Here is a 21,711-nt window from a genome sequence, read left to right as displayed (position 1 = left end):
CGCCAGCGAGCCCGTCGAACAACCCGGGCCGGATGGCGTGGCGGCGGAACAGGTCCGCTTCGGCGCGCAGGACGATGCTGCGGTAACGATCGTCGCGCGTGCACGCATGCATCCGCGCGGCGACGGCGAGGACACCGGCGGTGCCTTCACGGAGATAGGGCAAGGCCGTGGCTGAGCCCTTCCACGCCGGCCACGCGAGGGTGCCGCCCTCGCCCGGCAGGCCGTGCGCGAGGTCGAAGTCCAGCGCGTCACGCGCCGCGGCGAGGTAGCGTGGCTCGCCGGTCGCGATATGCAGGTGGAGCAGGAACAGGGCGACCCCGCTCGCACCATGGCCCAGGCCAAGCGGCTGACGCTCACCGGACGGCCAGTGCATGCCTTCCACGGAGGCATGCGCATGCGCGAGCACATGCGCACCCGCGGCCACCGCCGCGTCGAGGAACTCGCCCTTGCCCGTGGCGTGCCACGCCTTGAGCCGGGCGAGTCCCCATCCGGCGACACCCTCGTCGAGGCCGGCGACGTCGCAGATCGCGCCTTCGAGCGGGGTGGCGCGTAACAGGTGGCAGGCGAGGTCGGCGTCGCCCGCATCGAACAGGACCCAAGCGATACCGGCATCGCCACCGAGCAGGCCGCCACCGCGTTCGTGGCCTTCGCCCAGGCCGTCGCGCAGCCAGGGCAGCAGGTTCGCAGGTGGTTTTCGCCGGCTGCGCAAATACGCGTGGAGCACGCCTGCCGCGCCGTGCGCGACACCGAATGGATGGCTCTCGAACACTTCCGGCCCTGCGGGAACAAAGCGATCGGGCCGCGGCGTTCGTGCCTGCTGCTCCAGGTAAGCGAACACGCGCGCGGGGATGCCCGGCGTGGGGATCGCGGCCCGCATGCGGTGGGCCACGAGGGCGTGATCACGCGGCATCGCGGCCACTGCCTTCCGCAGCGCAGCCATCGCGACGACGGGATCGGGCCGCATCATCGGCAACGGATGCATCAGTGACTCGACCGTATCCGCATAGGCCGGTGGGTAGTCCATGTCCTCGACAAACTGGCGGAGGAACCGCCCCGTCGCCCCCGGATCCAGGGCCGCCAGCGCATTGACCGGCGCGCACGCGGCGAACAGGTTGGCCCCAAAGGCGTAGCGATCGGCGGCGATCGCCGCGGGGTGGCCCTCGCGTGAGGCAAGCGCAGGACCGAAACCCGGCGTCCACGCATCCGCGATCCGGTCGAGGCCATCCTCCACGGCGGTTTCGAGGTCGATCAGTCGCACCGTGCCCGTCGGTTCGACGATCACGTTGTGGAACGACAGGTCGCCAATGGACACGCCAGCGTCGTGCACGCGCGACAGCGTTGCCGCGAGCTGGCCGAACACATCGCAGACTTCCTCGAAGTAGCTCGCCACGTCGGCGCGCGAAGCGCGGGTGCGCAATGCCGGGTAGCGACGGGCAAGCCAGGCACGCAGGGTGTCGCCCTCCAGCATCTCCTCAGCAAGGAAGCTGTGTTCCCATTCGCGAAAATAGGCGACGGGCCGCGGCGCGACCGCCAGCGGCGCCAGCCTGCGCAGCAGGCGGAACTCCTTGCGCAGGCTGCTCGTGACCGGCTCCGCCGCGCCAATGTAGGGGCGCGCTTCCTTGATCACGACGCGACGGCCCTCGTAAAGATCGTCCGCAACGTACACGCCTCCCGCGGCGGAGAACGTGAGCGCCTTGAGCGGACGGAAGCGTCCGCCGCCCAGCAGCGGCGCGTCCGTTTTCGACAAGCCGGGCTCATCGCCGAGGGGATCGGCGAGCCAGTCGGGTACGCGATAGCGCGGCTGGCGGTCATCGGGTTCCGCGCCACCATCGGGCCGCCGCAGCAACCACTGGCGGCGGCCACTCGGATCGATGCGGTACGCACTCAGCATGCCGCCATAGCGGTAGGAGACGACCGGACAGTCCGGATGCCGGCGGTCGGTCAGGATGTGCGGCCCCACGTAGCCGCCGAGCGCGGCGGCCAGATCCTCGAGCAGGCGGCGGAACGTGCGCAGGTCAGGGGGATAGACCGTGATGAACTTCCCCGCGCCCCCGCGTGGCCAGCGCTTGCCGTTGATGGCGCCGAGCAGGCGGAGATCACCGGCGAACTTGAACGGCGCATCGTTGGCGATAAGGATCGCGGCGGTGATGGCCAGCACGATCCGCGCCGTCGCGGCCACGGACGATACGTGGATCTTCCAGCCCTGCATCGGCAGCTTCGCGCTTTCGCGCTGGGCCTGGATCCACACGCCGGAGCGGCGCATGACCCAATCCGGAGGCAGCTGCCCCCGTACGACGTGCTCGAAATCATCGGGATTGATGCGGTGCTGCGCGTAGGATTCGAAGAACTCACGATCCACCGCGGTATACGGCCACAACTGCCTGTAGCGCTCCATGCCGATCACTGCCCCCTGCGGGTGGACCCGGCCCTCGTGCCGACCCGGACGTCGGCACGGGGGCCATCGCTCCCGTGTGCCTTACGACTCCGCCCGACCCATGGATGGGCGATGCACCCTTACCCTTCGCCGAGATCAGCGGGCCCGATGATGCAGCCGGAGCCGCTGTAGGAACTCTGGGGTGTGTCGAGGCCCGGGACGGTGGCCTCGACGTCGAGCTGCTGAAGGGCAAGGATGGAATGCATCGTGATTCTCCGTTGCTGGTTCGGGCACACCGCCGGAAGTGCGGTGCGGCTCGAATCTAGGAGCGTGGCCTCCTGTCGGACAATCCGGTTCAGCCACAACATGCGCTTGTTGTCCCTGCATCTACCCGCTTTTCACGCGCCAGGTCCGTTTCCGGTCACCCACGATGTCCAGATCCGGACAGTGCTGTCCGTTTCCGGACATCTATCCCGCCAGCCGCAGCCGCACGGTCGCCACCGCGCCACGTTCACCGTCGCAGCGGTTCGCGAGGCCGACGCTGCCGCCATGGCCCTCGACGATAAGGCGCGCCAGGCTCAGGCCAATGCCGGATCCTTCGGGCTTGGTCGTGAAGAACGGCACGAACAGGGAATCGGTAACGGGCAACCCGATGCCGCTGTCGACCACCTCGACCCACGCTTCCTGACCCTGCGCGAACCAGTCGATGCGCACGCCTCCGTCGGTAAGCATCGACGACTCCGCGGCGTTGCGCACCAGGTTCACCAACGCCTGCCCCAGCTGGTCCTCGTCACCATGGACGACGAGTGCCACGCGCCCTTCGAGCGCCACGGGAACGCGCTGCTCCAGCTGGGCGATCCTGGCCAGCGCAAGGTCCAGCCGGAACGGTTGCGCCACGATCGGCGGAAGGCGCGCCAGCCGGCCGTATCCGCCCACGAACCGGGCGAGCGATCCGGAACGCCGCGCGATCGCCTCGAGACCGTCGCGCAACTCGACCTGCGACGTGTTCGCACCGTACCGCGCGAGCAAGGTCGTGAGCGTTTCCGCGAGCGATCCGATCGGTGTCAGCGAGTTGTTCAGCTCATGGCTGAGGACGCGGATGAGCCGTTGCCAGGCGCGGTGCTCTTCCTCGTTGAGCGCCGCACTCACGTCGTGCAGCATCACGAGGGTGTGTTCACGACCGTCGCTGTACCACGTGGCGCGGCGTACGGCCCAGCGCCCGCTCGCCGCAGGAAAGCGATGCGAGAGGATGCTCCCGTCAGGCGCACCCATCGCCTCCGCGAAGCCCAGCGTCGCAGGATCCGCACCGATAACCGATTTCCTTTCCGCACCGATCAGCTGCCGCGCAGCGGGGTTGATCAGCCGGATCGCGCCATGCTCGTCCACGACGATGACCGCGCTATGCAACGCGACGAGCGTCTTGCCAAGGAAGCGCGATGCCTCCGTGCGCACGCGACGGCCACGTCGCAACTCCTCGGACAGTTCGTTGACGTCCGAGATCAGGCCCTGCAAGGGATCGTGGCCGGGACGCACGTGGCCGCGCAGGCCGAGGTCGCCTTCGCGCAATGCGCCGAGCAGGTCGGCCACCGTGCGTAGCGATGCCAGGATGCGCCGGCCTCCGATCCAGCCCACCAGCAACGAGCCGCCCACGCCTGCCACCAGCAACCCAGCGCGCACCAGCGGCTTCTCGGGCGGGCCGCACGCCAGGCACACGGCCGCCGCCACCGTCGGCGCCATGAAGCCCAGGCCCCACAGCGCCACGCCAGCGGCGGGTGAAGGGGCGAAGTGTGTCTGCGGCGGTCGCTCAGGCATCGGGGCCTCGCTCACTCGACGGGTTCCGCCGGATCCCGTGTCTTTCGCTTGTCGAGCCGTCGGTACAGCGCCTGCCGCGAAATGCCCAGTGCATCCGCGGCACGCTGCAGGTTGTTCTCGTTGCGGTCCAGGGCCTGGGTGATCAGCAGGTGCTCCGCTTCCGGCAAGGTCAGGCGATCCAGCAGCAAGGGCGCATCTTCGGGCCGGTTGAGGGCCAGCGCATCCGTCTCGATCTCGGTGCCACCCGTGCTCGTGAGCACGGCGCGTTCCACGGCGTGTTCGAGTTCGCGGATATTGCCGGGCCACACGTAGTTGCGCAGCGCGCGCTCGGCCGATAGCGAGAACCGGGCGGCATCGCGACCGAGGCGCCTGCATTCCCGCAGGAGGAAATGCCGTGCGAGCGGGATGATGTCCTCGGCCCGCTCGCGCAACGCGGGCAGCCTTACCTGCATCGCGTTCAGCCGGTACAGCAGGTCCAGGCGGAAGCGATTGGCACGCGCCTGCGCTTCGAGGTCGGCGTTGCTGGTCGAGACCACGCGTACGTCGACGCGCCGCGTCTGGCCGGAGCCGTTGCGCTCGAGCTCGCCCTCTTCGAGCACGCGCAGGAGCTTGACCTGCTGGAAGACCGGGATCGTGGACACTTCCTCGAGCACCAGGGTGCCCTTGTCGGCCACCTCGAAACGCCCGGGGTGTTCGCCGGACGCGTCGCCGAACAGCTCATCCGTGAAACGCGACTCGGCCAGGCTGCCCATGTCGATACGGACGAGCGGGGCCGCTGCACGCTTCGAGCGTGCGTGGATGTCACGGGCCAGCAGGGACTTGCCCGTGCCGTTCTCGCCGAGCACCAGCACGTTGGCGTAGCCCTGCGCGATACGCTCGACCAGTTCGAGCACACGGCGCATCGCCGATGATTCCGTCGCGCAGATGCCTCCCGGGCCCTCCCTGTACAGCAGCGCCTCCGCCTTGAGCCGGCGGTTCTCCTCGCGTGCGTCGTACAGGGCCACCTGGTTCTGCACGGTGCTCAGGAGGCGCCGCTTCTCCCACGGCTTTTCGATGAAGTCCGCAGCGCCCCGCCGCATGGCTTCGACCGCAAGGTCGATACTCCCCCACGCGGTCATCGCGACCACCGGCATGGCGGGCGCGAGCTCACGCAGGCGCGGCACGAGCTCCAGGCCTTCGTGCCCCGAGGTGGTATCCGCGGTGTAGTTCAGGTCGACGATGGCGCAGGACAACACCCGGCGCGCCGCGATATCGCGGGCCGAAGCGGGGGATGCCGCCTCGACGGCGGCCAGGCCTTCACTGCGCAGCAGCATGCATAGCGCGAGCCGGACATCCGGATGGTCATCGACAACAAGGACCGGCGCATGAAGTGTGGTGCGGTTCATTTCGATGTCCTCACGGGCTACGCAGTACGACCCACGCTGGCGTGCCCGCCGAGCGCCATGCGGGTAACAGCGCCACCGCCGCGGTTAGCAGCAGCATGGCGATGGCAGCGATGAGCGCGGCGGCGGGATCGAGCCGTACACCGGGCGCGAGGCCCGGCGGAGGCCACCGGCTCAAGGCAAACGCGGCGCCGAGGCCGAGCGCGATACCGAACGATCCGCGCGCGATGCCGCGGGCGAGGCACATGCCCAGTAGCACGCCGGGGGATGCACCGAGTGCCGCACACAATCCGAGATCGCGCTGTCGCGAGGCGACCTCCACGCGCTGCGCGGAATATAGGCCAACGAGACCGAGACCGAGGCCGACGCACGCGAACCACGCAGCCAGCCAGGTGTCGCGTGCGATGTCTGCACCGGATTCCCGCCATGCGCGAGCCAGCGGCCGCGGTGGTTCGAGGGTGAGCCACGGGTTCATCACATGCATCGCTTCGGTGAGGTCGGCGCCGCTCGCGCCGGCGTCATCCGGGCCACGGACGACGAGGTAGTACGAAAGCAGGTTCCGCAGGTTCTGGAACTCGCTGGCCGGCAGCTGCGCGAACGGGATGATCGCCAGGGGCCGCGGCGCACGCGCTGGACCGGCATCACGCGTGTCGGCGACCACGCCGACGATACGGAGGGGGCGGTCACCGAGGCTGCGGGACACCTTGAGCACCGTGCCACCGAGCTTTGCATCGGGAATGCTCGCCAGGAATGCCCGGTTAACCACGACGACGCCGGGCGCGACGCTCGTGTCGTCGCTGTTGAGGTCCCGGCCCGCGAGGAGCCGCAGGCCCAGCGCAGCGCGCGCACCCGGCGTGTGCAATGCGAACTGCGTCTCCACGGGGATACCGCCAGGGCCGGCAAAGGCCACGTTGAAACTGGTGCTTGCCGGGAGCTGGGTGGTGACGCCCGCGCTGACGACACCGGGCAACGCGCTCGCGCGGGCGTCGATGGCACGCATGGTGCCGACCATCGTCGACGCGACGTTGATGTGTGCCGTATCGGGCCGGAAGCGTGCCGCGATGGCGTGCGCCGGCTCGAAGCCCGGCGCAACCTCCTGCGCCCGCCAGGCCTGCATGCCACGCACGACGCATAGCGAAAGCAACACGGTGGCGAGCGCCAGCTGGAACTGCACCATGGCCACGCGAATGCCGCCCGCCGTGACCCGTTCCGACGGCTGGCGGTAACCCCCGATGTACTCGTGCATCAAGGCGTCGCCGTGCTCGTGCAGCGTGCCGCCGATCACGGCGAGCGTCACGACCGCGAAGGCCACCACGCCACTCGCCACGTACACGTGCCAGCCGATGACGAGCGGGCCAGCGTTGATCCGCCAGGCATCGGGGATGTCGCCTTCGCCGGCGCGGACGAGCGCATGGCCGAGCATCACACCGACCGCCAGCCCGACCACGCCGATCACCGCGGCTTCGATCGCGGCGGTCGTCCACGCACCCCAGAAGCCCGCACCCAGCGCCCTGCGCAGCGCGGTCTCCTGGCCGCGTCCCAGTGCGCGCGCCAGGATGAGGTTGGCCAGGTTGCCGCATGCCGTGGCCAGCACGAGTACGGCGCAGCCGAGGAAGAACCACAACGTGGACCCGCTGGCTTGGGTGAGCGCATCGCCAATGGGCGTCGCGCCGAATCCTTCGCGCGCCCGCGCCTCCGGCGAGGCCGCCCGCGCACGCGTCGCGAACGCATCCGGGTTTTCGCCTGGCGCCAGCCGGGCCACCGCGATGTAGTTCGATACGGTGGCGCCCGCTCCAGGCACCGCGCGCAGCGGGAGTAGCACATCGACATCGTCGAACAGCCGGTATGTTTCGGGCAGGACGCCGGCGATGGCGAGCTCACGGCCATCCACCGCCACGTGGCGGCCCACGATCGTGGCATCGCCGCCAAACCATGCCTGCCAGAGGCGCCAGGAGATGAGCAGGCCATCGGCGCCGCCGTGCTCGAGTGCGATGCCACCGAGCGCAGGCACGACACCCAGCGTATGCAGGAAGCCGGGATCCACGCGCTGGATCATCAGTAGCCCGGCATGGCCTTCGCCACGCACCGACGCCCATTCCACGCTGCGCGCCAGCCCGCGCGAAAGCGCGCCCGCCGGGAGGCCGATGGCATCGTAAAGCGAAGCCGCCATGCTGCGTGGCGCACCCGGGCGCACGACTTCGCCATAGAGCACCACGCTCCGGTGATGATCGAAGGCCGGCGGCCGGAGGAGCAGTGCGTCGACGAGGGCGAAGGTCGCGAAGAACATGCCCACTGCGAGCCCCAGGGTCGCCGAGCCGAGCAGGAAGTGCCCTGGCCGGCGCAGCAGCGCGTGCCACAACCGACGAAGCGCGACAGCATGCAGACTCACGGGAAGATCTCCATCGTCCGCCGCTCGTCGAGCCCACATTCCGCTTCCCGCTGTAGCTGGCGGAACGTCGCCTCGTCGACCACCCGGCCGTCGAGGAGCCGCACGGTGCGCTCGGCGGCGGCACCGAAGCGGTCGTCGTGGGTGACCATGCAGATGGTGGTACCCGCAGCGTGCAACCGGCTGAGCAGGGCGATCACCGTCTCGCCGTTGCGCAGGTCGAGGTTCCCCGTCGGCTCGTCCGCGAGCAGGATGGCGGGCTCGCCGACGACTGCGCGCGCGACGGCGACACGCTGCTGCTGGCCGCCCGAGAGCTGGCCCGGGTAATGGCCCATGCGGTGGGCCATGCCGACGCTGGCGAGCGCGGCGGCGGCGCGTTCCGTCCGTTCGCGCCGGCCCATTGCGCGGCGGAAGGCGAGCGGCAAGGCCACGTTCTCCGCCACGGTCATGTCGGCGATCAGGTTGAAGGCCTGGAACACGAAGCCGACATGGGCGTTGCGCAGCAGCGCGCGCCGGCGCCCGCACAGGCCGCCGATGGGTTCGCCGAGGAAACGCAGTTCGCCGTGGGTCGGTGTATCGAGCAATCCCATGAGGGAAAGGAGCGTGGTCTTCCCGCACCCGGAAGGTCCGCCGATCGCGACGAACTCCCCGCGGCGGATCACCAGCCGCACATCCGTCAGGGCATGGTTTTCGATGGCCCCGGCGAGGAACACCTTGCCGACACCGTGCATCTCGATGACAGGCGGGCTCGTTGGCGAAGGCATGGGCGACCTCGTCGTGGCGCGGCCGCTGGGTGGGCGACCCCCGTGCCCAACATAGGGGGACGTCGCTGCCGCGTGTACGTCGCGCGAAGTCCGGAGCGGCAGTCTTGCCGATTAAGCGCAGCAGATGCCGTCCGAGGGCCATTCCTTAACGAAATCCTTACGGCAGGCTCAGCCCATACCGACGGATGGGTCGAATTGCTGTACTCCAAAGCTTACAATTAGCTTAGGAGGAGGGGAACGCGGGCCACGACAGGCCGCAACGTTTTCCTGGGCGTGACGCAGGTGGCACGGCGCGGGGGCGCCAGCGCAGGCGTCATGCATGGAGTTTCTTTTCATGGTTCAACGATTTTCCCTCGGCGGTCGCACCGCCTGGCTCAAGCGATACGAAGCCGATGGCTGGCTGCGGCCGGCACTGGTCCGGCTCTGGAACAGCCTCGCGGCCCGCCTCGAACTCAACGCCCTGCGTTCGCCGCCCCGCCACGCGGGCGATGATGCCAAGCGGGTCGAGTCACGCCGCATCGAGGCACTGCGCGCGTGCGGTGCCCCGGTGCCGCGCATCCTCGGCGAGGGCCCGCGCAGCCTGATCCTCAGCGACATGGGCCCGACCCTCGCGCACCGCCTCAAGCGCCTGCAGAGCGCCAACGATGCCGACATCCTGGTCCGCCAGACCGCGCATGCGATCGGCGAGCTGCACCGGCATGGCGGTTATCTCGGCCAGGCCTTCGCACGCAACATCACGGTCGGCGACCACGGCGTGGGGTTCATCGATTTCGAAGAAGATCCCAGCGAGATCATGTCGCTCCCGCAGGCACAGGCGCGCGACTGGGTCATGTTCACGACCGGCATCAGCCGCTATGACGTGGGCCGCATGGATACGCTCTCCGAGCTGATCCGCGAGGAAGCCGAAGGCATCGCGCCGCAGGTGGCGCTGGAAGTGCACCGCATCGCGCACAGGCTTTCGTTCCTCGAGCGCGCCGGGCGCTTCTTCGGCCGCAAGATGGGGAACATGGGCGCCGCCATCGGTGCGGTGCGCAAAGGCTTCGCCGCCATGGCGGTCGCCGCGCTGATGGTCGATGTGCTGAGCGATGGCGACTGCGACATGCTGATCGCGGTGGTGGATGCGGTGCGCCACGCCGCGACGTAACCCATCGTGCGGGTTACCATCGAGGCTTCGCCCTCGTTCCGCAGGCCCGTTGCATGAGCGTCCCGCTGCCAGAGCCGCTTTGGTTCCTCCCGCCCGATAGCGAGATGGGCCAACGCATAGGCTCGTACGACTGGGCCTCCACGTCGCTCGGCCCCATCGCCGGCTGGGGGCCCGCGCTTTGCCACGCGCTGGCCACCGCGCTGCGCTCGCCCGCACCCATGGGCCTGTTCCAGGGCAGCGATGGCGTGTTCCTCTACAACGATGCCTACCGGCAGATCGCCGGCGTCCGCCATCCGCAGGTCCTGGGCCAGCCCATCCTCGAGGCCTGGCCGGAGGTCGCCGACTTCAACCGCCATGTGCTCGCGACGGTGCTGGCCGGCGGCACGCTCTCCTTCCCCGACGTGCACATCGTGCTCAACCGCGCCGGCACGCCCGAGGATGCGTGGCTGCACATCGATTTCAGCCCGCTGGTCGACGAGGCGTCCCGCGTCGCGGGCGTGGTTTTCCTGATCACGGATACCACCGCGCGCAAGGTCGCCGAAGCCACCCTCGCCAGCCAGGCAGCGACCCTGCAGGATCGCGTGAACCAGCGCACGGCCGAACTGCTGCGCACGCAGGATGCGCTGCGGCAGAGCCAGAAGATGGAAGCGATCGGCAACCTCACGGGCGGCGTCGCCCACGACTTCAACAACCTGCTGCAGGTCATCAGCGGTAACCTCCAGCTGCTCGCCGAGGATGTGCAGGGCAGCGAGCGTGGCGAGCGCCGCGTGCGCAATGCCATGGCCGGCGTGGCCCGCGGATCCAAGCTCGCCACGCAGCTTCTTGCGTTCGGCCGGCGCCAGCCGCTCGCGCCCAAGGTCGTGAACGTCGGCCGTTTCGTGCGCAACATGGATGATCTCCTCCGGCGCACGCTTGGCGAGGGCATCGAGGTCGAGACCATCGTCGCCGGCGGCCTCTGGAACACGCTGATCGACCCGGGCAATGTTGAAAACGCCCTGCTCAACCTGGCCCTCAACGCGCGTGATGCGATGGATGGCCAGGGCCGCCTCACGATCGAGGCCGGCAATGCTTATCTCGATGCGGACTACGTCGACGGGCTGGATGACGTGGTGGCGGGGCAGTACGTGCTGCTCGCCGTCACCGATACCGGCGAGGGCATCGACACGCAGACGCTGGAGAAGGTCTTCGAACCTTTCTTCACCACCAAGCCGGAGGGGCGCGGCACCGGCCTCGGACTGTCGATGGTCTACGGCTTCGTGAAGCAGTCGGGCGGCCACATCAAGCTGTACAGCGAGCCCGGCCACGGCACGACCGTCAAACTCTACCTGCCACGCACCACGCAGTCGGAAGACATCATCGTGGATGTGGATGCCGGGCCGCTCACGGGCGGCAGCGAAACCATCCTGGTCGCCGAAGACGATGAAGCCGTACGCGAAACCGTCGTCGCCATGCTGGCGGACCTCGGCTACCGCGTGCTGAAGGCGCGCGATGCGCAGAGTGCGTTGTCGATCATCGACAGCGGCATCCCGATCGACCTGCTGTTCACCGACGTGGTGATGCCGGGCACCCTGAAGAGCCCCGAGCTGGCGCGCAAGGCGCGCGAGCGGTTGCCGGGGATCGCGGTGCTGTTCACCTCGGGCTATACGGAAAACTCCATCGTGCACGGCGGCCGCCTCGATGAAGGCGTGGAACTGCTGATCAAGCCGTACACGCGCGACACGCTGGCGCGCAAGCTGCGCCAGATGCTGTCGAGCCAGGCGCAGCGCAACGCGGGTAACCCGGAGACCGTGGTCGCACCACCCGCGGCCTCGCCGCCCGCGATCCGCGTCGTGCGCGTGCTCGTGGTGGAAGACGACTGGCTCGTGCGCACGACCGTGGTGGAGATGCTCCAGCTGCGCGGCCATGAGGTCTTCGAGGCCGCCGACGCGCCGCGCGCGCTGGAGATCCTCGAAGGGCAGCCGGTCGACGTGCTGGTCAGCGATGTCGGCCTGCCCGGTATGTCCGGTGTCGAGCTGGTCGCCGCGGCACGGGTACTTTTGCCTGGGCTCGCCGCCGTTTACGCCACCGGCCACGCACACATTGAAGGCGTGCAGCCTGATACCCGCACGGTGGTCCTGGTGAAACCCTATGGTTCGGAGGCGCTCAATGACGCCCTGGCGCGCCTTTTCCCGCCGCCCGGCATCGCTCGCACGGCCCCGGCGGACGTCCGCTGACGCCCCGCCCTTCACATCCGTGAAGTCTTTGGGCGCCAAGGACGTAATCGTTTACACGTAACGCCATTTACGTGCCCACGACGGGGCTGGTTGCCAGTATCCTTCCCCGCCGTGGCCCCCCGCAGGTGCCGCACGCCATTCCCCGCAAGGCAAGCCCATGACCCGCAATACCCGCATCGAAGACCTGATCGCCCGCATGACGGTGGAGGAGAAGGTCGGCCAGCTCGGCGTCTTCGCCGATGCCGTCCGCCCGTTCGCCCCGGATATCAACCCGGAAGCCAACGCCCGCGGTGCCGCCGAGGTGCTGGAACAGGTCCGTGCAGGCCGGGTCGGCTCGCTGTTCAACGGCGTGGGTGCCGCCGAAGGCCGCGAAGCGCAGCGCGTCGCCGTGGAAGAGAGCCGCCTTGGTATCCCGCTGATCTTCGGCTCCGACGTGATCCACGGCATGCGTACCGTCTTTCCCATCCCGCTCGGCGAGGCTTCCACGTTCGAACCCGACCTGGCTGAGCGCACCGCGCGCGCCACGGCCGTCGAAGCCACCGCGGCGGGCATCCACTGGACCTTTGCACCGGCGGTGGATATCGCGCGTGACCAGCGCTGGGGCCGCGTGGCCGAAGGTGCAGGCGAAGACGTCGTGCTCGGTTGCGCGTTCGCCGCCGCGCGCGTGCGTGGCTTCCAGGGTCCGGACCTCAAGGCGGACGATGCGCTGCTCGCCACGCCGAAGCACTTCGCTGCCTATGGTGCCGTCCTGGGCGGCATGGAATACAACCAGGTCGACATGGCGCCGCAGACCCTGCGCGACGTGCACCTGCCGCCGTTCAAGGCCGCCATCGATGCGGGCGCACTCACCATCATGAGCGCGTTCAACGACATCAACGGCGTGCCCGCCTCGGCGAACCGCGAGCTGATGACCGACATCCTGCGCGGCGAGTGGGCATTCAAGGGCTTCGTCGTGTCCGACTACACCGCCGACATGGAGCTGATCGCGCACGGCTTTGCCGAGGACGAACGCGATGCATCGCGCCTGGCATTCCTCGCCGGCGTGGACATGAGCATGCAGAGCGGCTTCTACGCCGCGAACCTGCCCGACCTCGTGGCGAAGGGCGACGTGCCGATGGCCGTGCTCGATGAGGGCGTCCGCCGCGTGCTTACCGTGAAGGATGCCATCGGCCTGTTCGACAACCCCTACCGTTCGCTCGACCCGAAAGTCGAAGCGGACACCTCGAAGAACGCGGAACATGCCGAGCTTGCCCGCGACGCGGGGCGGCGCTCCATCGTGATGCTGAAGAATGACGGCGTGCTGCCGCTGAAGAAGGCCGGCCAGAAGATCGCGTTGATCGGGCCGTTCGGCGCCGATGTCGAGAACCTCGAAGGTTGCTGGACCCTGTTCGGCGACAAGTCACGCCATGTCGCCATCGATACCGGCCTGCGCGGTGCGCTCGCCGATGCCGCGTCGCTCGAAGTGGTCGCCGGCAGTGGTTTCGAGGAAGCGATCGATGGCGGGATCGATGCCGCGGTGGCCGCCGCGAAGCGCGCCGACGTGGTGCTGCTCGCGATCGGCGAGCCGCAGAACTATTCGGGTGAAGCCCAGGCCCGCACGCAGATCATCGTGCCGCCCGCGCAGCAGGCACTGGCTGAAGCCGTTGCCGCCACCGGCACGCCGGTCGTGGTGCTGCTGAAGAACGGCCGCGCGCTCGCCCTTACCGGCGCGGTGCGCGAAGCCAACGCGATCCTCGTCACCTGGTTCCTTGGCAGCCAGACCGGCCCCGCGATCGCCGATGTCGTGTTTGGCGACTACAACCCCTCGGGGCGCTTGCCCGTCAGCTTTCCGCAGGACAGCGGGCAGCAGCCGTATTTCTACAACCACCCGCGTACCGGCCGTCCCGAGCTCGCCGACCAGCCGCCGGCGTTCAAGTCGCGTTACCGCGAGGTCACGTTCGAGGCGCTTTATCCGTTCGGCCACGGCCTCAGCTACACCACGTTCGGGTATGGCAAGCCAACGGTGAAGGCGCAGGTGGGCTGGAACGAAACCATCATCGTCACTGCTACCGTGACCAACGCCGGCGACGTCGCGGGCGAAGAAGTCGTGCAGCTATACACGCACGACCGCGTCGCCAGCCGCGTGCGGCCCGTGCGCGAACTCAAGGCGTTCCGCAAGATCCTGCTCGCGCCGGGTGCTTCGGAAGAGGTCTCGTTCGAACTGGAGCGCAGCGATCTGGCCTTTACGCACCGCGACGGCCAGACGTTCGAAGCCGAGCCAGGCACGTTCGATGTGTGGATCGCGGGTTCGTCCACGCTCGGCGAGCCTGCATCGTTCGTCCTCGGCAAGCCCTGAGCGCACCGCCATGCAACGCCCCGCCACGTGTCGGGGTGCATACTTCGCAGATCACGCCAGCGGAGTAACGACATGCATGACCTGAATGGCAAGGTGGCCCTGGTCACCGGCGCGGCCAGCGGCATCGGCCGCGCCATCGCCGAAGCCTATGCGAAAGCCGGCGCGCGAATCGCGGTCGCGGACATCGCGGCGGACAAGGCCGGGGAAGCGGCGAAGGCCATGGGCTCGCACGCGATCGGCCTGGCCATGGACGTCACTGACGAAGCCCAGGTCGATGAGGGTTTCGCGCGCACGGCGCGCGAGCTCGGCCCGGTCGATATCCTGGTCAGCAACGCCGGCATCCAGATCATCTCGCCCCTGGTCGACCTCGCCTTCGCCGACTGGAAGCGCATGCTCGCGATCCACCTGGATGGAGCCTTCCTGACCACGCGCGCCGCGATGCGGCAGATGATCGACGCGGGACGCGGTGGCTCCATCATCCTCATGGGCTCGGCGCATTCGCACGTGGCCTCGAAGTTCAAGGCACCTTACGTCACGGCCAAGCACGGCCTGCTCGGCCTGGCCCGCACCATCGCGAAGGAAGGCGCTGCCCATGGCATCCGCGCCAACGTGATCTGCCCTGGCTTCGTCCGTACACCGCTGGTGGAAAAGCAGATCCCCGAACAGGCGAAGGAGCTTGGCATCAGCGAGGATGAAGTGATCCGCAACGTGATGCTGCGCGACACGGTCGATGGCGAATTCACCACGCTCGAGGACATCGCCGATACGGCGCTGTTCCTTGCCGGCTTTGGCTCGAATGCCCTCACGGGCCAGTCACTGCTTGTAAGCCATGGCTGGCACATGCAGTAGTTCGCCTACATAGGTTACCGGGGTAGAACTACACGCGTGCGGTCGTCACGACGACAGGTAAGTTGACGGTACCTCCGTAGTCTTTGTCGTCCACGCGCACCATGACGTGCGCCGCCAACGACCCGTAAAGGACTACAACATGCCGGCTCTTATCGCACACGGCGCCATCGCGCTCGCCGTGGCCCTCTCATCGCCAACGCTCCACGACGCGCAGCGCGCGCAGGTGGCCTGGGCCGCGTGCCCGGAAAGTGCCGGTACCGGTGACTGGCCCGAACTGGGCCATCGCCTTCGCTGCGCACAGGTCGCCATGCCGCTGGATCATCGCCAGCCCGATGGCCGGACGGTCAAGGTCGATGTCGTACGCGTGCTGGCGGCCGATCCGGCGCGTCGCGAGGGCAGCATCTTTTTCAACGTCGGTGGCCCTGGCGGCCATCCGGCCGCCGTGCTTCCGTCGCTGGCCTCGGGGTGGATGGACCCGGGCCCCGGCGGCACACCCGAGCGGGAGAAACAGCGCCTCGCCGAACGTTTCGATCTCGTCGCCGTCGTGCCGCGTGGTCTCGGCGCCGGCTGGCGCTACGACTGCCTTACACCGTTGCAACCCACGGCGCGCTTCCTGCCCACCGACCGCGGTGACGCGAACTGGCAGCGCACGCTCGGCGATGCACAACGAGAGGCCGAGGCGTGCCGTGGCTTGCCCGGCGCCCGCTCGATCAATACCGAACAGCACGTGCGTGACATGGATTACGTGCGCCGCGCCATCGGCGATGAGCGCATCCACTTCTATGGCATATCGCATGGCGCACTGGTCGGCGCCTGGTATGCGGCGACGTTTCCGGCGCACATGGGCCGGATGTTGCTCGATTCTCCGTTCTATTTCCGGGACAGCTACCAGACGGCGACGGTGCTCTCACTGGAAGCCGAGCGGCGCCTGTTCGAGCGTGACGTGCTTGCCCCGGCTATCGCATCGCCTGCCACGTACGGGCTCACCATGGAAAGCGATGACATCAAGCCGATGCTCTGGCGGATGCCCGGCGTGTTGCGCGAAGCCTGGCATGACCGACTCACATCGCCGACGTACCTGGCGGCCGCGCTGACGATGCAGGGCTGGGTGGCCCAGGACGGCTGGGACGGGTGGGAAGCACTTTCTGCCATGGCGGGGCGGAGGCCGTTTGCGAGCACCGCCACGCTCGACGCCTCGCTGCGCACGGCGGCCCGGCAACTGCTCCTCCCTGCCAGCGCGCCCGGTCCGCTACTGCCGCCCTACCGCTTCAGCACCCGGTACCGCGCAACACGGCCCGCGGGTGTACTCATCGGCGCGCCGAGCGATTCCGTCTGGATGGCCACGCTGTGCAACGACGGCCCGTGGTGGGGAACCGATGCGGCGATACGCGCGCGCGCCGATCACTTCGCCCTCAGCTTCTGGGAGGCTGACGGCACCGATATCGCGCCCTACCTGGTGTGTACGCGCTGGGGCGGGCACGCGGTCGACAAGCCCGACCTGGACGTGATTGCAAACGGGCCGCCCTTCCTCATGCTGCAAGCGGAAGACGACGTGCCGACACCCGCGCGTGGCAGCGAAGCGCTGCTTGCGCACTACCCGAATGCCCATCTCGTGATGGCGCGGGGCAGTGACCTCCATGGTCTCTTCAATGCCTCTGGCGTTCCGTGCATCGAGCGCACGGCAGCGCGCTTCCTGCTCACGGGCGAAGTCCCCGATGCGCCCACCCGCCGAACCGATTGCCGCATGGATGCGGTAGCCCCCTGACCTACGCAAGGACGCGACATGAAACGAACTTTATTCCTCTGCTTTTTCAGCGGCGGGCTGCTAGCGCATTCCATCGCATGCCACGCGGCACGCCCCCTGGATGGTCCGGCGCCGCAACTCACCTGGAGTGAATGTGCCGCCACCGACTTCGCCGACACCGACGTCGCCGTGGGCGCCCTGAAAGCGCAACTGCACGCACACCTGGGCGACAGGCTGCAATGCGCGAACATGCCCGTGCCACTGGATCACTACCACCCGGATGGCCCGAAGATCAGCGTAGGGCTGGTACGGGCGAGAGCGCTGGACCCCGCGCAGCGCCAGGGCGCTTACTTCTTCCATATCGGCGGCCCGGGCGGGAATCCGCGCGATTTCATTCTTTCGATCGCGTCCAAGTGGGCCATCGGCGAAGCGGCCGACCCCATCACGGGATGGCAGCGCAAGCTGTCCGACCGGTACGACCTGGTGGCGGTGATTCCGCGTGGACTCGATGGGAGCTACACCTTTCGCTGCGGCAGCATCGAGGATATCCGCATGCCGCCGGACGCGTTCGATGACTGGCCTTCCACCCTGGATGCCGCGCAGTCGATCGCATACGACTGCGCAGGGAACCCGGCGACGCGCTGGATCGGCACGGAGCAGCACGTCTATGACCTGGAGCAGGCTCGACGGGCCATGGGCGAAGACGTGCTCAACTTCGTCGGCTACTCGTATGGCGGGATGGTAGGCGCGTGGCACCGGGCGATGTTCCCGGCCAGGGCGGGTCGCATGCTGCTGGATTCCAGCATCGACTTCACCGCAAGCATCGACGATGCCGACCTCGCCACGTTGCGCGAGCGCGACCGCGCATTCCGCCGCCGCGCGGTGCGCCCCATGCTGGCGAAGCCCGAACGTTACGGTGTCACCCAAAGCGAAGAAGACATGATCCGGGCCGCGTCCGCGATGCACCCGCGGGTGAAGCAGGCATGGCTGCCGAAGATCGACAGCCCCGCCTCGTTGAAGGCCGCGCTGACGCTCGCCCCCGTGGTCGCCGCCTCGCCGTGGATCACGGAGTCGGATTTCCGCGCGGCGTTGGCCGGCCTGCGTTTTGCGCCGGACGACTCCATCGACCGCAAGGTGCGCAAGCGCGCCGGCACGCTGGTCAGCTGGTTCTTTGGCGACGACACGCAGGTGGTCGATGCGGTTGATCCTCTCGACGGCGACGGCGAGGTCATCCATGCACCGGCATGGCCCGTGCGCCTGCTGCCCAACCGCGAATCGGTGATGCTCGCGACGCGGTGCAACGACAATCCGTGGAACCCGGCGGCGACGCATTGGCGCGACGTGGCCCGCCAACGCGCGAGGGACTACCCGGCGAGCCAGCAAGGCATCGAGTTCTTTGCCCTCGTGTGCTCGATGTGGCAAGGGCGCGTTTCGACGCGTCCCTTGCTGGAGCCCATCCAGGGCACGGCGCCTTTCCTCCTCATCCACGCTGAGTACGACGTGCGCACGCCACTCGACGGTGCCTCTCGCATCCTGGAGCGCTTCGGCAATGCGCGCATCGTCGTGGCCCAGGGCGTCTCGGGCCATGGGATCGTGGCTGGCTCGCGAACCCCGTGCATCGAGGAGGCCGCCGGCCGCTTCCTGCTCGACGGCGTGGTGCCCACCCAGAAGCTCAACGGGTGCAAATACGTGCCCACGCCCAAGCCACCGCGCAAGCCGAGGGACGACGGTTCGCTATCGCCCGCCGATGCCGGCGAGCTTATCGAAGCCATGCTTGGCGAGAGCTAGTCGCCGTCAGAACATGACCTGCGCACGCACCTCGAACACATGCGGGTCGATGCGCAGGTCACGCCGGTCGCTGAACGCGCGGACGTAGTTGGCCTGGAGCTTCAGGTACTTCGTGAGGTACCAGTTGGCGCCGAGCGTCCAGTCGTGTTCGTTGCCGCCACGGGTCGTGCCGTCGTCGAGATCCAGGGTGCTGTAGCGCACCAGCACCTCGACGGCGCCCCACGGCCCCTTCGGCACCACGTCGGCCACGTTGCCCGCGCTGTAACTGCGCGACTCGCCAGTGAGCACCCAGCTGCCGAAGGTGTACCAGCCGTGCGCCTTGTAAGCAGGCTTGCCGACCAGCTTTACCTTTGCGTCCAGGTATTCGCCCTGCACGCTGTACGGACCCTCGATCCACAACGCCTCCGCGCCGCGGCGATCGATGTGGCTGGCGGGCGACAGTGCACCGGAGTCGATGAGGCGCTGCGTGATCAGGCCCGCTTCGGGCAAGGCGCGCAGGCGCGCCGAAGGCACGTTGTAGTGGCCGCGGCCATCCCACGTGCCCTTCGGATCTTCGCGTGACACGGAACCGCCAAGGTGCAGCACGTGGCCGGGCGAGTTGTTCGGCGTCCAGGCGGCGCGTGCCGCGACCATGCGGCCATCCAGGTCACCCTGCAGGTTGCCGCCGTTGTAGTAGCCCAGCTGCACGAGGTAGGCCTTGCGGGCGAGCGCCCAATCCACGCCGATGCGACGGTTGGCGTACACGGCCTGCATCGGCAACGAGGTTTCCAGGAACGAGGTCGTACCCGTGCTGGTGTTGCCCTCGAAGCCCACGGGGGTCTTCATGAAGCCCACGCGCACCGCGCCGGCATCGTCGCCCAGCAGCGCCTTGGTCTGCAGGCGGAAGAACACGTCGAGCCAGGTCTTCGAGTGGAAGTCGAAGACCGCCGTGGCGTCGTACACGCCCTTCTTGCGGATGAAGAAGCCGAACTCCTTGCGGCGGTTGGTCTGGGCGTCCTCGTACGTGCCCTGGTCATTGCTGAAGCGATCCAGGTCGAACTGGTATTTCACGGACAGGCCCAGGTCGGTGCCGTCGGCGAACACATAGTGCGTCGGCCAGTTGTTGCGCCAGTCGTATTGGTTGCGCGGCGCATCGTCGGCCATGGCGCAGGCGCTACCGGCCAGCGCCAGCAGCGCAAGGATCGTCTTCTTCACTCAGGTACCCCTTCCTACCCCGCCACCCACTCCGGCGGTTCCAGCAAAAATTAGCAGCCATCGCAGGTTCCTGCGTGGCCAAAAAGGCACAGACGGTCACAAAACTGTCATCTGGCCCTGCTGCATCGGCCGGAAACGGGCAGGCTTGAGGCAAAAAAAGGGGGAGCCGAAGCTCCCCCTCCCTTCCTCACCCCGAGGAATGCGATCAGATCGCGTAGTACATCTGGAATTCCAGCGGGTGGGTGCTCGCACGGTAGCGGGTCACTTCCTGCATCTTCAGCGCGATGTAGCCATCGATGAAATCATCGGTGAACACGCCGCCGGCCTTCAGGAACTCGCGATCCTTATCCAGCGCGGAGAGCGCTTCGTCCAGGCTCGCGCACACCTGCGGGATGTTCTTCTCTTCTTCCGGCGGCAGGTCGTACAGATCCTTGTCGGCCGGAGCACCCGGGTCGATCTTGTTCAGGATACCGTCCAGGCCGGCCATCATCAGCACGGTGAAGGTCAGGTAGCCCGACTGCATCGGATCCGGGAAACGGATTTCGATGCGACGGCCCTTCGGGCTGGCGACGTACGGGATGCGGCACGAAGCCGAACGGTTACGCGCCGAGTAGGCGAGCATCACCGGCGCTTCGAAGCCCGGCACCAGGCGCTTGTAGCTGTTGGTGGTGCTGTTGGCGAACGCGTTGATGGCCTTGGCGTGCTTGAAGATACCGCCGATGTACCACAGCGCCGTCTGCGACAGGCCGCCGTACAGGTCGCCCGCGAACAGGTTCTCGCCGTTCTTCGACAGCGACTGGTGCACGTGCATGCCCGAGCCGTTGTCGCCGACGATCGGCTTCGGCATGAAGGTCACGGTCTTGCCGGCCTGGTGGGCGACGTTCTTGATGACGTACTTCATCGTCATCAGTTCGTCGGCCTTCTTCACCAGCGTGTTGAAGCGGGTGCCGATCTCGCACTGGCCCGCATTGGCCACTTCGTGGTGGTGCACTTCCACCACCTGGCCGAGCGACTCGAGCACCTTGCACATGTCGGCGCGCAGGTCGCCCAGGCTATCCACCGGGCTGACCGGGAAATAGCCGCCCTTTACGCCCGGACGGTGGCCAGTGTTGGTGCCGTCGTACTTGTAACGCGACGACCAGGCGGCTTCTTCCGAGTTGATCTCGTAGAACACGCGGCCCATGTCGTTCTGCCAGCGGATCGAATCGAAGATGAAGAACTCCGGCTCCGGGCCGAAGAAGGCCGTATCGGCGATGCCGGTGGACTTGAGGTACGCCTCGCCGCGCTTGGCGATCGAGCGCGGGTCGCGGCCGTAGGCCTGCATGGTGCTCGGCTCGAGCACGTCGCAATGCAGGATCAGCTGCTTGTGCGCGCTGAACGGATCGAGGTGGGCCGTTTCCGGGTCCGGCATCAGGACCATGTCGGACTCGTTGATGCCCTTCCAGCCGGCGATCGAGGAGCCGTCGAACATCTTGCCGTCTTCGAAGGTGCCTTCGTCGATCTGGTGGGCCGGGAAGGTCACGTGGTGGTGCTTGCCGAGCATGTCGGCGAAACGCAGGTCGACGAACTCGATTTCCTCGTCCTGGATCAGGTTCAGCACTTTCGAAGCGGCGGACATGGGCAAAACCTCGGCAATAGGTGTTGGGGCGCAGGGCTTGTAGCAATCGCTATGCCAGCGGCTCCGCAGCGGAAGACCGGGCTGGATCAAGCTCCGGCATCATAGACC

14 protein-coding genes are annotated in these 21,711 nt (G+C 67.8%); 6 read left to right on the top strand and 8 right to left on the bottom strand.

Going from position 1 to position 21,711, the window contains the following annotated elements; translation table 11 throughout:
• The 6 genes from lanKC to ACTHLF_RS02765 all read right to left on the bottom strand — a co-directional run.
• Positions 1-2,395, bottom strand: a 2,395-nt coding sequence (lanKC, locus tag ACTHLF_RS02790; RefSeq protein ID WP_440324659.1) for a class III lanthionine synthetase LanKC, incomplete at its 3' end; no start/stop codon positions are given.
• Between the two features lie 119 nt (positions 2,396-2,514).
• Positions 2,515-2,640, bottom strand: a complete 126-nt coding sequence (locus ACTHLF_RS02785; protein ID WP_440324657.1) for a hypothetical protein — start codon at positions 2,638-2,640, stop codon at positions 2,515-2,517.
• Between the two features lie 202 nt (positions 2,641-2,842).
• On the bottom strand, positions 2,843-4,186 hold the full coding sequence (locus ACTHLF_RS02780) for a sensor histidine kinase (protein ID WP_440324655.1): 1,344 nt from the start codon (positions 4,184-4,186) through the stop codon (positions 2,843-2,845).
• A gap of 11 nt (positions 4,187-4,197) precedes the next feature.
• Positions 4,198-5,571 carry a sigma-54-dependent transcriptional regulator gene (locus ACTHLF_RS02775; protein ID WP_440324653.1) on the bottom strand — a complete coding sequence of 458 codons (1,374 nt, stop codon included), beginning with the start codon at positions 5,569-5,571 and terminating at the stop codon, positions 4,198-4,200.
• 10 nt (positions 5,572-5,581) lie between these two features.
• On the bottom strand, positions 5,582-7,957 hold the full coding sequence (locus ACTHLF_RS02770; protein ID WP_440324652.1) for an ABC transporter permease: 2,376 nt from the start codon (positions 7,955-7,957) through the stop codon (positions 5,582-5,584).
• Complete coding sequence (locus ACTHLF_RS02765; RefSeq protein WP_440324650.1) at positions 7,954-8,718, bottom strand: ABC transporter ATP-binding protein; 765 nt, start codon at positions 8,716-8,718, stop codon at positions 7,954-7,956. The genes ACTHLF_RS02770 and ACTHLF_RS02765 overlap by 4 nt, the downstream gene beginning before the upstream one ends.
• A gap of 334 nt (positions 8,719-9,052) precedes the next feature.
• On the opposite strand from ACTHLF_RS02765, the gene ACTHLF_RS02760 reads away from it, so the two are divergent.
• From ACTHLF_RS02760 to ACTHLF_RS02735, 6 genes are all read left to right on the top strand, one after another.
• A complete protein-coding gene (locus ACTHLF_RS02760) occupies positions 9,053-9,862 on the top strand; it encodes a hypothetical protein (protein WP_440324649.1) in 810 nt (269 codons plus the stop codon).
• Positions 9,863-9,915: 53 nt separating this feature from the next.
• Positions 9,916-12,075 (top strand): response regulator, encoded by a 2,160-nt coding sequence (locus ACTHLF_RS02755; protein WP_440324647.1) that lies wholly within the window; start codon positions 9,916-9,918, stop codon positions 12,073-12,075.
• 157 nt (positions 12,076-12,232) lie between these two features.
• The gene (gene bglX / locus ACTHLF_RS02750; RefSeq protein WP_440324645.1) at positions 12,233-14,410 is read left to right on the top strand and encodes a beta-glucosidase BglX; all 2,178 of its coding nucleotides are present in this window, start codon (positions 12,233-12,235) and stop codon (positions 14,408-14,410) included.
• A gap of 72 nt (positions 14,411-14,482) precedes the next feature.
• Positions 14,483-15,259, top strand: a complete 777-nt coding sequence (locus ACTHLF_RS02745; protein WP_440324644.1) for a 3-hydroxybutyrate dehydrogenase — start codon at positions 14,483-14,485, stop codon at positions 15,257-15,259.
• 139 nt (positions 15,260-15,398) lie between these two features.
• Positions 15,399-17,024, top strand: a complete 1,626-nt coding sequence (locus ACTHLF_RS02740) for an alpha/beta fold hydrolase (protein ID WP_440324642.1) — start codon at positions 15,399-15,401, stop codon at positions 17,022-17,024.
• An 18-nt stretch (positions 17,025-17,042) separates the two neighbouring features.
• Entirely contained in the window at positions 17,043-18,791 is a 1,749-nt protein-coding gene (locus ACTHLF_RS02735) for an alpha/beta fold hydrolase (protein ID WP_440324641.1), read from the top strand.
• A gap of 6 nt (positions 18,792-18,797) precedes the next feature.
• Here ACTHLF_RS02735 and ACTHLF_RS02730 read toward each other — a convergent pair whose 3' ends face one another.
• Together ACTHLF_RS02730 and glnA are read right to left on the bottom strand one after the other, a co-directional pair.
• Positions 18,798-19,934, bottom strand: a complete 1,137-nt coding sequence (locus ACTHLF_RS02730) for an OprO/OprP family phosphate-selective porin (protein ID WP_440324661.1) — start codon at positions 19,932-19,934, stop codon at positions 18,798-18,800.
• Positions 19,935-20,190: 256 nt separating this feature from the next.
• Complete coding sequence (gene glnA, locus ACTHLF_RS02725) at positions 20,191-21,603, bottom strand: type I glutamate--ammonia ligase (protein WP_440324639.1); 1,413 nt, start codon at positions 21,601-21,603, stop codon at positions 20,191-20,193.
• Between the last annotated feature and the right edge of the window lie 108 nt (positions 21,604-21,711).

The sequence above is a fragment of the Luteibacter sp. genome (genome assembly GCF_051958795.1).
Classification (GTDB): domain Bacteria; phylum Pseudomonadota; class Gammaproteobacteria; order Xanthomonadales; family Rhodanobacteraceae; genus Luteibacter.
The sequence above is the reverse complement of the archived record's forward strand: the minus strand, read 5'-3'. Positions and strand labels throughout refer to the sequence as shown.